The sequence below is a fragment of the Pseudomonas sp. BMS12 genome, from assembly GCF_001592875.1.
Taxonomy (GTDB): Bacteria; Pseudomonadota; Gammaproteobacteria; order Pseudomonadales; family Pseudomonadaceae; genus Aquipseudomonas.
This window is the reverse complement of record NZ_LSOF01000007.1, coordinates 204435-216765: the sequence shown is the minus strand read 5'-3', so window position 1 is coordinate 216765 and position 12331 is coordinate 204435. Positions and strand designations below refer to the sequence as shown.

Annotated in this window: 18 protein-coding genes; 4 read left to right on the top strand and 14 right to left on the bottom strand. The window is 58.6% G+C overall.

Annotation, left to right across the window (positions count from 1 at the left end):
• The 14 genes from AYB31_RS08505 to AYB31_RS21395 form a co-directional block, all read right to left on the bottom strand.
• On the bottom strand, positions 1–910 hold a 910-nt coding region (locus AYB31_RS08505), incomplete at its 3' end, for a cache domain-containing protein (RefSeq protein WP_269085701.1).
• 92 nt (positions 911–1002) lie between these two features.
• Complete coding sequence (locus tag AYB31_RS08500; RefSeq protein WP_068827663.1) at positions 1003–1737, bottom strand: amino acid ABC transporter ATP-binding protein; 735 nt, start codon at positions 1735–1737, stop codon at positions 1003–1005.
• Positions 1734–2402 carry an amino acid ABC transporter permease gene (locus AYB31_RS08495; protein WP_177332287.1) on the bottom strand — a complete coding sequence of 223 codons (669 nt, stop codon included), beginning with the start codon at positions 2400–2402 and terminating at the stop codon, positions 1734–1736. Before AYB31_RS08495 ends, AYB31_RS08500 begins: the two co-directional genes overlap by 4 nt.
• Positions 2399–3145, bottom strand: a complete 747-nt coding sequence (locus AYB31_RS08490; RefSeq protein WP_068827659.1) for an amino acid ABC transporter permease — start codon at positions 3143–3145, stop codon at positions 2399–2401. The genes AYB31_RS08495 and AYB31_RS08490 overlap by 4 nt, the downstream gene beginning before the upstream one ends.
• A 180-nt stretch (positions 3146–3325) precedes the next feature.
• Positions 3326–4240 carry a glutamate/aspartate ABC transporter substrate-binding protein gene (locus AYB31_RS08485; protein ID WP_068827657.1) on the bottom strand — a complete coding sequence of 305 codons (915 nt, stop codon included), beginning with the start codon at positions 4238–4240 and terminating at the stop codon, positions 3326–3328.
• A gap of 242 nt (positions 4241–4482) precedes the next feature.
• Positions 4483–5277 carry a hypothetical protein gene (locus AYB31_RS08480; RefSeq protein WP_068827656.1) on the bottom strand — a complete coding sequence of 265 codons (795 nt, stop codon included), beginning with the start codon at positions 5275–5277 and terminating at the stop codon, positions 4483–4485.
• A gap of 46 nt (positions 5278–5323) precedes the next feature.
• Complete coding sequence (locus tag AYB31_RS21705; protein WP_161489377.1) at positions 5324–5497, bottom strand: hypothetical protein; 174 nt, start codon at positions 5495–5497, stop codon at positions 5324–5326.
• A 115-nt stretch (positions 5498–5612) separates the two neighbouring features.
• Positions 5613–5915, bottom strand: a complete 303-nt coding sequence (locus tag AYB31_RS08475; RefSeq protein WP_068827654.1) for an NIPSNAP family protein — start codon at positions 5913–5915, stop codon at positions 5613–5615.
• 448 nt (positions 5916–6363) lie between these two features.
• Positions 6364–6723, bottom strand: a complete 360-nt coding sequence (locus AYB31_RS08470; protein WP_068827653.1) for a hypothetical protein — start codon at positions 6721–6723, stop codon at positions 6364–6366.
• Between the two features lie 61 nt (positions 6724–6784).
• Positions 6785–7201, bottom strand: a complete 417-nt coding sequence (locus AYB31_RS21410) for a DUF5991 domain-containing protein (RefSeq protein WP_153020672.1) — start codon at positions 7199–7201, stop codon at positions 6785–6787.
• A gap of 80 nt (positions 7202–7281) precedes the next feature.
• Positions 7282–7698: a hypothetical protein gene (locus AYB31_RS21405; protein ID WP_153020671.1), complete on the bottom strand. Its 417-nt coding sequence runs from the start codon at positions 7696–7698 to the stop codon at positions 7282–7284.
• 73 nt (positions 7699–7771) lie between these two features.
• The gene (locus AYB31_RS21400) at positions 7772–8236 is read right to left on the bottom strand and encodes a hypothetical protein (RefSeq protein ID WP_153020670.1); all 465 of its coding nucleotides are present in this window, start codon (positions 8234–8236) and stop codon (positions 7772–7774) included.
• A gap of 78 nt (positions 8237–8314) precedes the next feature.
• Positions 8315–8749, bottom strand: coding sequence for a hypothetical protein (locus AYB31_RS08465; RefSeq protein WP_068827651.1), 435 nt, complete (start codon positions 8747–8749; stop codon positions 8315–8317).
• 77 nt (positions 8750–8826) lie between these two features.
• Positions 8827–9306 carry a hypothetical protein gene (locus AYB31_RS21395; RefSeq protein ID WP_153020669.1) on the bottom strand — a complete coding sequence of 160 codons (480 nt, stop codon included), beginning with the start codon at positions 9304–9306 and terminating at the stop codon, positions 8827–8829.
• Between the two features lie 435 nt (positions 9307–9741).
• Here AYB31_RS21395 and purE point away from each other — a divergent pair, with 435 nt between their 5' ends.
• The 4 genes from purE to AYB31_RS08445 all read left to right on the top strand — a co-directional run bounded on the left by purE (position 9742) and on the right by AYB31_RS08445 (position 12271).
• Positions 9742–10233, top strand: coding sequence for a 5-(carboxyamino)imidazole ribonucleotide mutase (purE, locus tag AYB31_RS08460; RefSeq protein ID WP_068827650.1), 492 nt, complete (start codon positions 9742–9744; stop codon positions 10231–10233).
• A 17-nt stretch (positions 10234–10250) separates the two neighbouring features.
• Positions 10251–11333 carry a 5-(carboxyamino)imidazole ribonucleotide synthase gene (locus tag AYB31_RS08455; RefSeq protein WP_068827648.1) on the top strand — a complete coding sequence of 361 codons (1083 nt, stop codon included), beginning with the start codon at positions 10251–10253 and terminating at the stop codon, positions 11331–11333.
• 81 nt (positions 11334–11414) lie between these two features.
• Positions 11415–11660 (top strand): GlsB/YeaQ/YmgE family stress response membrane protein, encoded by a 246-nt coding sequence (locus AYB31_RS08450; RefSeq protein WP_068827647.1) that lies wholly within the window; start codon positions 11415–11417, stop codon positions 11658–11660.
• A gap of 80 nt (positions 11661–11740) precedes the next feature.
• Positions 11741–12271 carry a DUF3299 domain-containing protein gene (locus tag AYB31_RS08445; protein WP_068827645.1) on the top strand — a complete coding sequence of 177 codons (531 nt, stop codon included), beginning with the start codon at positions 11741–11743 and terminating at the stop codon, positions 12269–12271.
• Positions 12272–12331 lie beyond the last annotated feature (60 nt).

The window sequence follows — 12331 nt, the reverse complement described above, 5'->3', positions numbered from 1 at the left end:
CGGCCAGCGGCGTGAGCAGGGTCAGGTGCCAGCGGCTGTCGGCCAGCGGGCGGCTCTGTTGCAGGTAATCCAGCGGCTTGCCGTCTGCGTTGGCCAGGCGCACTTCTTCCAGGCCATTACCGAGGCTGTGACGGGCCAGGGGCTGCAACGCATCCAGGGTCGCCCAGTGGTACTGCAGGCTGCGCGCCAGGCGCTCGCGGGCCTCGGCGTCCAGCGGGCGGATCGCCTTGAGCCGGCGGCTGGGGTCGCTGGAGAGGATGATTATGCCGTTCTCGTCGCTGACGTAGGCCTGCATCTGCGCATCGGCCCAGCGTTTTTCCAGGGCATCGAGGCGCACCTTGACCACCGCCACGCCGATCACCCGGCCGTTGCCGCGCAGGCCGTGGGCCAGGTAGTAGCCGGGCTCGCCGGTGGTGCTGCCGACGCCGTAGAAGCGCCCCGGCCGGCCCTGCACGGCGTCCTGATAGTAGGGTCGGAAGGACAGGTCCTCGCCCAGGTAGCTGTCGGCGCGGTTCCAGTTGCTGGTGGCCACCACCCGGCCGTCGAGGTCGAGCACGTAGATCGCCAGGCTACCGGCGCGCTGGTTGAGGCCTTCGAGGTAGTCGTTGAGGCGTTGGCGACGGTAGCTGCCGGGCGTCAGCAGCAGACGGCTGACGCTGCTTTCCAGCTCCAGCAGGCTGGGCAGGTAGGTGTACTGGCCGATCTCGCTTTCCACCGCGCGGGCGTTGAGTTCCAGCTGGCGCTCGCCATTTTCGGCCAGGGCCTGGATGCCGCCGGCATCGCTCAGACGGTAGCCGGCGTAGCCGCAACCCAGCACCAGGGCGATGCCCAGCAGGGTCAGCAGCAGTTGGCGGAACAGGCGTGGTTTCACGGCGAGCACGGGCGGGATGCTGGGGGAGAGGCATTGCATCACAGTCGTCCGGGGCTGGGTAGGGAGAGGTGGAGGTGCCGATGAGTCCCTCACCCCTGGCCCCTCTCCCAAGGGGAGAGGGGAGGTTTCGCTTAGTGCTGCAGGATCTTGTTGAGAAACTGCTGGGCGCGTTCCGAGCGGGCGTTGATGTCGCCGAAGAACTCGTCCTTGCCGCAGTCTTCGACGATCTGCCCACGGTCCATGAAGATCACCCGGTCGGCCACCTTGCGGGCGAAGCCCATCTCGTGGGTCACGCACATCATGGTCATGCCCTCGTTGGCCAACTGCACCATGACGTCGAGCACCTCGTTGACCATCTCCGGGTCGAGCGCCGAGGTCGGTTCGTCGAACAGCATCACCACCGGGTCCATGGCCAGGGCGCGGGCGATGGCCACGCGCTGCTGCTGCCCGCCGGACAGTTGTCCGGGGTGCTTATGCGCATGCGCCGACAGGCCAACGCGCTCGAGCAGGGCCAGGCCCTTTTCGGTGGCCTCGGCCTTGCTGCGACCGAGCACCTTGATCTGGGCGATGGTCAGGTTTTCGGTGATCGACAGGTGCGGGAACAGCTCGAAGTGCTGGAACACCATGCCGACCCGCGAGCGCAGCTGCGGCAGGTTGGTGCCTTTGCTGGCGATAGAGGTGCCGTCGACCACGATGTCGCCCTTCTGGAAGGGTTCCAGGGCATTGACGCACTTGATCAGGGTCGACTTGCCGGAGCCGGACGGCCCGCACACCACGACCACTTCGCCCTTCTTCACCTCGGTGCTGCAGTCAGTCAGTACCTGGAAGTCCCCGTACCACTTGTTGACGTTCTGGATCGAGATCATACGGCTAACCTTTTCTGCAGGAGCTTGACCGCCTGCGAGGCGGCGAAGCTGATGGTGAAGTACACGAGGCCGGCGAAGATGAGGAATTCATGGGGCTGGCCGAGGATGTCGCCGCGCGAGCGGGCGGCGTTGAGGAAGTCCATCAGGCCCACGGTGTAGACCAGCGAGGTGTCCTGAAAGAGGATGATGCTCTGCTGCAGCAGCAGCGGCGTCATCTTGCGGAAGGCCTGCGGCAGGATGATCAGGCGCATGCTCTGGCTGTAGCTCATGCCCAGTGCCGAGGCGGCGCCCATCTGGCCCTTGGGGATGGCCTGGATGCCGGCACGGACGATCTCGCAGAAGTACGCCGCCTCGAACATCACGAAGGCCACCAGGCAGGAGCTGAAGGCGCCCACCGGGGTGTCCTCGCCGGTGATCCAGCGCAGGATGAAGGGTACCGCGAAGTAGAACCAGGTGATCACCAGCAGCAGCGGGATGGAGCGGAAGTAGTTGACGTAGGTGGCGGCCAGCTTGGCCAGCAGCGGGTTGTGCGACAGGCGCATGAGCGCCAGCAGGGTGCCAAGCACCACGCCGCCGAGCACGCCGAAGACCATCAGCTGCAGGGTCATCAGCATGCCTTTCCACAGGCCCGGCAGGGCCGGAATGATTGCACTGAAGTCCATCATTTGCCTCCCACGGAGATCAGGCCGGGTACCGCGACCTTCTTCTCGATCAGGCGCATCAGCAGCATCAGGCTCATGTTCAGGGTGAAGTAGATCAGCGTGGCCAGGGTGAAGGCCTCGAACAGGTTGGCGCTGAATTCGGCGGTCTGCTTGGTCTGCGCCAGCAGCTCCATGAGGCCGATCAGCGAGGCCACCGAGGAGTTCTTGAAGATGTTGAGGAACTCGCTGGTCAGCGGTGGGATGATGATGCGGAAGGCCTGTGGCAGCAGCACATCGCGGTAGATCTGCGGCAGGCGAAAGCCCAGCGCGTAGCCAGCAGCGAGCTGGCCCTTGGGCAGCGCCTGGATGCCGGTGCGCACCTGCTCGCAAACCCGCGCGGCGGTGAACAGGCCAAGGCACAGTGCCACGCTGATGAAGGCCGAGGTATCCGGCGACAGGTCCTGCTTGAACCACATCTCCAGCGGCTCGGGCAGCAGGTCCGGCACCAGGAAGTACCAGAGGAACAGCTGCACCAGCAGCGGCACGTTGCGGAACAGTTCGACGTAGGCGGTGGCGATGCCGCTGACCCAGCGGTTCGGCACGGTGCGCATCACGCCCAGGACGGTGCCCAGGCTCAGGGCGACCAGCCAGCCGCTGAGGGCGATGGCCACGGTCCAGCCCAGGCCGGTGACGAACCAGTCCAGGTAGATCTCGCTACCGATACCGGTGGACTTGAAGAACACGCTCCAGTCCCAGTTGTAATTCATGGCGGGTTTCCCCTCGATTCAGGCCCGAACGGGCAAGGGCGGACAGGCGCCGGGGCCGACACGGTCCCCCGTCGCGGATGGCGGCGGTGCGCCTGTCCTCATGCTGCGAATGAACGGAGGGCGCAGGCCCTCCGGCTTCCCGGCCCGCACACCCTCGTGAGGTGCACGGGCGACAGGCCGTCAGAGTTGCTCGGCGGCCTTGTCGGTGGGGTTGGCAACCAGCTGCTTCAGCTCGTCGCTCATCGGGAAGTTGAGGTTCAGCCCCTTCGGCGGAATGGGCTGGAGGAACCATTTGTCGTAGATGGCGCTGACTTCGCCGGACTTGAAGGTGGCGGTCAGGGCGCCGTCGACCACTTTCTTGAACGCCGGGTCACCCTTGCGCACCATGCAGCCGTAGATCTCGTAGGACTGCGGGGTGCCGACCACATGCCAGTCGGCCGGCTTCTTGGCCTTGGCCATTTCGCCGGCGAGCAGGGCGTCGTCCATCATGAAGGCCACGGCGCGGCCGGATTCCAGCATCAGGAAGGACTCGCCGTGGTCCTTGGCCGAGATGATGTTCATGCCCATCTGTTTCTCGGCGTTCATCGACTTGAGCAGGCGCTCGGACGTGGTGCCGGCGGTGGTCACCACGTTCTTGCCCTTGAGGTCGGCGAAGTCGTTGATGCCGGAGCTGGTCTTGGTCAGCAGGCGGGTGCCGACTTCGAAGATGCCGACGGAGAAATCGACCTGCTGCTGGCGCTCGACGTTGTTGGTGGTAGAGCCGCACTCGATATCGACGGTGCCGTTCTGTACCAGCGGGATGCGAGTCTGCGAGGTCACCAGGTTGTAGCGCACCTTGAGGTCGGGCATGCCCAGTTCCTGCTTGATCGCCTCGACCACTTTCAGCTGCAGATCGTGGGAGTAGCCTTCCGGCTGCTCGGGGTCGCTGCCGAAGTAGGAGAAGGGAATGGACGAGTCGCGGTGGCCGAGGACGATGGTGCCGCTGTCCTTGATCTTCTTCAGGGTGCCGGTCAGTTCGCTGGCCAGGGCCGGCGCGCTGCACAGGCTGGCGGCCAGGGCGAAACCGATGGCGCGGGAGAGACTGTTGGTGGTCATGCTGATCCTCACTGTTGTTGTTATGCGGGAGGCCGGCAGTGCGGCGCGGGTCCCGAAGCCGAGGAAGACGGGCTTCCTTGGTCGTGAGGTAGAGCAGGGAGCGTGCCAGGCTCATATGGCGTGGCTAACTATATGAAATATATGAAGAAATATTGAATGAAAGATTGCCGTCAGCCGACCCGGCGTTCGCCTGGTCGAATGACGGCTATGCCGGCATTCGGAAAACCGAACGCCGGAAGGGATTAGCGGTTACGCAGGAAAGCGTTGATGAAGTCGCCCTGGTTGGGCGCCTCGCGCTCGGTCATGAACAGGATGCGACCGTCCTGCTCACGCAGCTTCATGGACTTGTCGAAGCGGCAGTCGACGCCCTTGATGCTGCTCGCCTCGGCCTTGAACGCCGCATCGCGCTGACACAGGCTGGCCAGCTGGCTGGCAACCTCACCGCAGTACCCGGAAATGCTCAGCTCCTTCATCTTCTGGTCGTCGATGGCGTCCCACTCGACGCGAGTCTGCACGGGGATGCCGCAGGCTTCGCTGGCTTCCTCGTCCAGCTCCTTGAGGGCACTCTGGTTGGCCTGCAGGTGTTTGGCGCGGTCGAACTGGGCCAGCTTGTCCTGCACGCCCTTACCCTTCTGCTGCTCATAGAGTGCCAGCAGCTCCGCCGGCTTGGCGGCCTTGCTCCGCGCCTCGTCGAACGCCAGTGGGAAGCCCGCGGTATCCGGCAGGTACAGCTGGTAGTCGTCGCCACCCCAGCCCTGGCGTTTTAGCAGCAGGTTGTAGCGGCTACCGTCGAGGGTGGTGCTGTAGTCACGCTCTTCGTTGCCACGCTCGTTGACCTGGGTGAGGAACACGACCTCGTCCAGCGGATGGTTAAGACCCTTGACCTGCAACAGGGCCTGTTGGCCATCGGTGCTGGGCGCCAGGGTCACCATGACGCCCTGGCCGGTGTCGAACACCTGGGGGTACTTGGCCAGCTCAAGGGCCTGGGCCTGGGCGGTGAACAGCAGGGAAGCGGCGAGAACAGATAGCGTGCGCATGACAACGTCCTTGTGAGGGGAAATAGGCGAGCCGGGTTGCCGGTTATCACTCGTTGGTGAAGTCGACGACACTGACCAGCGGGCAGACGATCAGCTGAAAGCAGTAACCATCATCCGTTTCCAGGCTGCTGGCGACCGGGGCGGTACTTGTCTGCGGAGTAGTGGCGGCGCAGCCGGACAGGGTGGATAGCAGACTGGCGAGTGCGATGAGCTGGCGCATATTGAAGTCCCTTTCAATCTGGCGGGGTGGAGAAAGCGACGGATTCTAGCGCAGACAGTCGCTCCGGGTCGTGGCCGGGTTCGCGATTCAACGCGGCGAGCCACGCGGTATGAGCCTAGAACAGCGGCTTGAAGAAGCTTCGCTCGTAACTCAGAACACAGCGCGTCTCCTCCGCGTACTTGAAGGCAGCGATGCACTCGGGGTCATTGAAGGAGTCTTTTCGATACTGCTCATACTCGCCAAGGCTGGGAAATGTGAATAGCGCCAACGCCACATTGTTGGCCCCCTCCGAGGGCAGAAAGTAACCGTGATGTTGGCCGCCGAATTTATTGACCAGGGGAATCCAGAGTTTGGCGTAGTGCTCGAATTCCTTGATTTTGAACGGGTCGATGACGTAGCGGAGGTAGCAGGTGATCACGTAGGTCTCCTGTGGTGTGCTGCAACTATGGGTTAAGTGTTTGCATCGAGGCCTAGCCCAATAGACCTAACCGATAAACAATTGGCGTGAAGTCATATCGTTGTCGCTGGTTGCATTCTTGGGGCGTTAATTCTCTGGGTAACAAGTGCTCGCGCAGATGGCCTATTTTCTGGTTGCAATAGAAGTTGTCTGCCGACTCTTCGTTATATTCGCAGGCGTAGAGCCCTACGCCAATCCTGAATACTGCACTCTCTCCGTAGAATTGTTTGAAATGTGGAGTGCAAAGGTAAACCAAGCTCATTGCAAACATTGTTACAGCAATGGCCATGGTTAGGTTGATTTTTCTGTTGCTGATGATCGGAGAGGCAAACGAATAGATCAAGGGACGGCCATGAGCGTAGCTCAAGGACGTCCCGAGTGGGCGAAGCGAACGGCATTGAGCCGTTTGTTAGTTGGTGGCCTTGCTGTGATGATAGTAGAGATATGCCAAGCCGATTGGGGCAATGAAAATGGCAGCACTCCAGCATATTGTCATGGTGATGATTTTTACCATGAGCATGAGGATTGCATTAACAAAAAATACATTTCCGCCCATGATGAAATTTACAATGCTTTCATATACGAAGCGAGAATATGGATATAGAAGTGTATTTACAGCTAGAAGTGCTATTAAGCTGAAATCTAGAGGTCTATTTCCATTTAATGTCATGAAGATGACTAATGCTGCTAAGAGTCCACCGAAAAATAGCTGGCGAAAGTAATACTGAGCCGACAGGCCGCCGAAGGTCTTCTTGATGATGTCTTGCATGTGTTTCTCCTTGGTGTGTTTCTCAGTGCTTTCCGAGACTGAGTTTTCGTGAAGCTAACGATTAGTTAGGCTGATCTTTTTGGAATGTCGCATTTTTACGCCCCTCTATACTTGGCTGAATTGCGCCCCATTTTACTTTTGCCGCATTACCATTTTTGCACAGCTCCATCAGCTTTTTTCCAGGCAGGTCGCGATCTGGCTTTGGGAAACCTTCTATCTTGCGTTCAAAAAATATATTGATACCGCATTCGCTTTTTTCAGAATATGCATCAATTTCTTCATATGCCATGTAGCCATTAATTGATACATGGGTGTTCGGAGTGCTGATGTTTACTTCGTATACTACACAGTCATTTTTGCCTGAAATGTTCTCCCAGCACTCCGTATATGACCAATTACCTGCCCACCAACTAGTATCTGATGCGTTTGCGGTACTTGCTGTTGATAGCAATAAGATCATCGAAAGTGGAATTTTCATTTGTTTGTTGGCTTAACGTTTGGTTAAGGGGCAGGCTTTAGCCTGTCCCAGTGAGCAAAGCGAACGACTTGAACCAGTTGTTAGGTTTTAGCAACTACATAGCCTGCAGCAAAGAAGCTTGTGCATACAAGGCCGAGTACAAGCCAGTGCAAAACAGTAGCGTTGCTTGCTAGAAATTTAAATGACATTAAAGGGTGCGTATTGCTGTAGTGAACTGTACGTCTGTGTTTGGAATGATGTACGGCAATAGCCATGTCCAGCACAAGAACGATTACAAGCATGATGCAGGCTGCTGCTGATGCGAGCGCAGCAGTTAATGTTTGCTCCAGCTCTGTAAGATTTTGGAATCCAAACCAGCTTGGGTGTTCTCTTATTGCTGAGAAAGCAAACCATGCTGTCCCCGGTAGCAATAGCAGAATGCCTTTTGAAAGCGTAGTCGGTATGTAGCGCGCTATGCCTTTAACTTCAGCATCGGCATGATCAGTGCATTGGGTCATATTAAAACCTAACGTTTGGTTAAGGGGCCGGCTTTAGCCGGTCCCGAGTGAGCGAAGCGAACGACTTGAACCATTAGTTAGAGGCATGGCGCTCACTAAGGCTGGTGTATATGGAATAGATAACGGCGTAAGAAAACTCAGATTTTGAAAGCCCATCTAGGTCGCTATTCTTGACTTTTTCTAGTGAGGATGGGCTGAGATTTTTCTCGGCTAGTTCCTTGGCAAAGCCAGCAAGCTTTAGCTCCTCTGCACTGCCAATTTCCGGAGTGACCATTAGGGGGATGCCTAGGAATGTACGCATATAAAAGGATGGATACATTTCACGGGGCGTTTCTAGGTCCCCTTTGATGCCGAAGTAAAATTCGTTGCCCTTTGCATCTGCTAGCTCAATTGTTAGAGACCCGCCATCAGAAAGAGCAAATGCATTTATTGATTTTAAGGGAAAAGCAAGAGAGGGCAGCGTGTGTGCATAGCTATATAGACCAGCCAAGCCAGCAAGGATGGCGATCAGCGGTAAGGTTAGCCACTTAAGTTTCACGCTTTGCCTCTAACGTTTGGTTAAGGGGCCGGCTTTAGCCGGTCCCGAACGAGCGAAGCGAGTGACTTGAACCAGTTGTTAGGCGCAAACCAAGATTGCTTCGTCGGATGATCCGGAGTTTAGTATTTTAAGATCAGTTATAAAATTATCTAGTAACACTGGCTCTGTGCTGAGGTACATTTTTGCTTCACTTGCCACCTGCGATTTTGGAAACTCCATAAACTCTGTTTGTTGGTATGTAGATATAAGGAGTTTGCCTTGGTTGTGGAACTGCAAGCGGGCTTGAAACCCACCATTGGCGTACTCGACGCCAAACTCCCCCAGCTTTATGTCATACAAGCCGCCATAGATCTGGTTGCGAAAAATACTCAAATCTTTAATTAGTTGAGCTAATGCATTTATGTCGGCGTAAATATTGTTAGAAAACATAGATTGCCCGTTGCAAACCTGCACCGTTAATTCGATGAGGTCATCGTCGTTCCATATTTTCTTGAAGGCAATGCATGGAGTCATTGTTTTGCCTAACGTTTGGTTAAGGGGCCGGCTTTAGCCGGTCCCGAGTGAGTGAAGCGAGCGACTTGAACCATTTGTTATGCCTGATCCGCAGGGATTTCATCATGCCGCTTTGAAAATACTACCCAAACCAAATAGTTAGAGGTGGCGATAAATATTGATTCACACGAGAACCCACGATCAGAGAATTTTGAAATCCATCTGGTTTTTATCTGCTCGCTGCGATAGCTATAAAAGCTCAAGTATTCCTGGATGCGCCATACTATTGTTTCTGTAAGCTTAGGCTGGCGTGTCTTGGAGTCGAGTAACTCTGCATTTTCTACATTGCATAGTGCGTATGACTTTATTAGGTTTGCTTCTTGGCGAAGATTGGATTCTTTTAGGTTGCAAAAGGCTTGCTCGCCAAATTTTTTTCTAATATATGCGGCTGGATCATCGGTTAATAATTTTTTATGGCCGGCGAAATAGTCATGCCGATAGCCCACTTGATCGTTGAAGTCGCTTATTGCGTTCAGGTAGCCATTCAGTTCTGCGGTGTATCTGTTGATAGATGTCATGTTTGGTTGGCATAACTAGTGTTTATACGACATTGCCATGGGTAGGCATAATTTCCGTATTTAGGAAATTGTGTCTGCTGCTAGGCATGGGGATGGCTATATCTAGGCACCACTGTGGGCACCACGACTCTTCGAACGGTAGGCGTTGTCTTGCAGGTTTCGACATCTGGATATCCATATCCGGAAAGCGAGGAGAGAGATGGCAGTCTGCCCCAGGGTGGTGGGGGCCTCAAGCCTGGGCGCAGCCTTCCTATAAGGATGTAGCGTTCTGACACAGACGAACGGTCGCGCCATAGGCGCGCGGCTGTAGGCTTTCCGGTATAATGCGCCGCCTTCGGGGCCCATGAGGCCTGATCCATACATGACAAGCCACGCCCAATGCGTGGCTTGTTGGTTTTTGTCGCGCCGCCAGGCGCCCGAACAAGAGGCAGTACGATGAGCGCATTGGTTGGCGTGATCATGGGCTCCAAGTCCGACTGGAGCACTCTGAGCCACACCGCTGAGATGCTGGACAAGCTGGGCATCCCCTATGAAGTGCAGGTGGTGTCCGCCCACCGCACGCCGGATCTGCTGTTCCAGTACGCCGAGCAAGCCGAAGGTCGTGGCATCCAGGTGATCATCGCCGGTGCTGGTGGCGCTGCTCACCTGCCGGGCATGTGCGCCGCCAAGACGCATCTGCCGGTGCTGGGCGTGCCGGTACAGTCCGCCGTGCTCTCGGGCGTCGACTCGCTGCTATCTATAGTGCAGATGCCGGCCGGTATTCCGGTCGCCACTCTGGCCATCGGCAAGGCAGGTGCGGTCAACGCCGCGTTGCTGGCCGCCAGTATCCTCGGCCACCAGCACCCGCAGTTCCATGCCAAGCTCAAGCAGTTCCGTGACGAGCAGACGCAGACCGTGCTGGACAACCCGGACCCCCGCGAAGCCTGAACAAGAGACTTCCCGCAATGAAGATCGGTGTAATCGGTGGCGGCCAGCTGGGCCGCATGATGGCCCTGGCGGGTACTCCGCTGGGCATGGACTTCGCCTTCCTCGACCCGGCGCCTGATGCCTGTGCCCAGGCGCTCGGCGAGCACATCCGCGCCGACTACGGCGACCAGGATCACCTACGCCAGCTGGCCGACGAAGTCGATCTGGTGACTTTCGAGTTCGAGAGCGTGCCGGCCGAGACCGTGGCCTTCCTCTCCCAGTTCGTGCCGGTCTATCCGAGCGCCGAGGCGCTGCGCATCGCCCGTGATCGCTGGTTCGAGAAGTCGATGTTCAAGGACCTCGGTATACCGACGCCGGACTTCGCCGATATCCAGTCGCAGGCCGATCTGGACGCCGCCGTGGCAGCCATCGGCCTGCCGGCGGTGATGAAGACCCGCACCCTGGGCTACGACGGCAAGGGCCAGAAGGTGCTGCGCAAGGCGGAAGATGTGGTCGGCGCCTTCGCCGAGCTGGGCAGCGTGCCGTGCATCCTCGAAGGCTTTGTGCCCTTCACCGGCGAGGTGTCGCTGGTGGCCGTGCGTGCCCGCGACGGCGAGACGCGTTTCTACCCGCTGGTGCATAACCGCCATGACAGCGGCGTGCTGGCCCTCTCCATCGCCAGCACCGACCATCCGCTGCAGGCGCTGGCCGAGGACTACGTCGGCCGCGTGCTGACCAAACTCGACTACGTTGGCGTGCTGGCTTTCGAGTTCTTCGAGGTCGACGGTGGGCTCAAGGCCAACGAGATTGCCCCGCGCGTGCACAACTCCGGGCACTGGACCATCGAAGGCGCCGAGTGCAGCCAGTTCGAGAACCACCTGCGCGCCGTCGCCGGCCTGCCGCTGGGCTCCACCGCCAAGGTCGGCGAGAGCGCCATGCTCAACTTCCTCGGCAGCGTGCCGGAAGTGAGCAAGGTTGCGGCCATCGCCGATTGCCATCTGCATCACTATGGCAAAGCCTTCAAGGCCGGGCGCAAGGTTGGCCACGCGACGATTCGCAGCAAGGACATGGCGACCCTGAAAGCGCGTATCGCCGAGGTCGAGGCGCTGATCAAGGCCTGAACCCTTGAGCTACGCTCAGGTCACAACAGGGCGTGCTTCGGCACGCCTTGTTCGTTTCTGGCCTATTTCAAGGAGCTGCACATGGGCATCATCGGCACCATCTTCATCGGTCTGATCGTCGGTCTGGTCGCGCGTTTCCTCAAGCCGGGCGACGACAGCATGGGTTGGATCATGACCATCCTGCTGGGTATCGGCGGCTCACTGGCGGCTACCTATGGCGGCCAGGCGCTGGGCATCTACCAGGCGGGGCAGGCAGCCGGCTTCATCGGCGCGGTGGTCGGCGCGGTGATCCTGCTGGTGATCTACGGGGCCATCAAGAAGGGCTGATCTGCCTGCGGCAACTCGGCCTCTGGGAACTGCCGGCGCGCGACGCTAGTCTTACCGGCTTGCCCGCCACGAGATCGATCATGCGCCGCCTATTGCTCTCCCTGTTGTTGATCCCCCTGTTGAGTCATGCCGAACCCGCCGAGCTGGACTGGCTGGAGCTGATGCCGCGCGAAGACCAGAAGGCCCTCGAGGCGATGCCTGAGATCAGTCACGACAGCCCCGAGATGGCCGGCACCTTCGGCCAGCAGGGCGGCCTGAAGCAGCCCGCGGGCCTGCCGGCAGTGATGTACTCGAAGCACACGGTGGCGCGTCTGGATGGCAAGACCATTCGCCTGGGCGGCTATCCGGTGCCGCTGGAGAACGATGCGGCGGGCAAGGTCACCCTGCTGTTCCTGGTGCCTTATCCGGGTGCCTGCATCCATGTACCGCCACCCCCGCCAAACCAGATCGTGCTGGTGCGCTACCCCAAGGGTATCGAACTCGAGGATATCTACGAGCCACTCTGGGTCATCGGCAAGCTGCATATCGAGGCGGTGAACAACGACCTGGCCGAAGCCGCCTACGCCCTCGATGCCGATAACGTGCGTCTGGTGCAGGAAGCGGATCTGTAACCCGTCACCCGAAAACGACAAGGCCCGTCAATGACGGGCCTTGTGCGTTCAGTGGTGGGG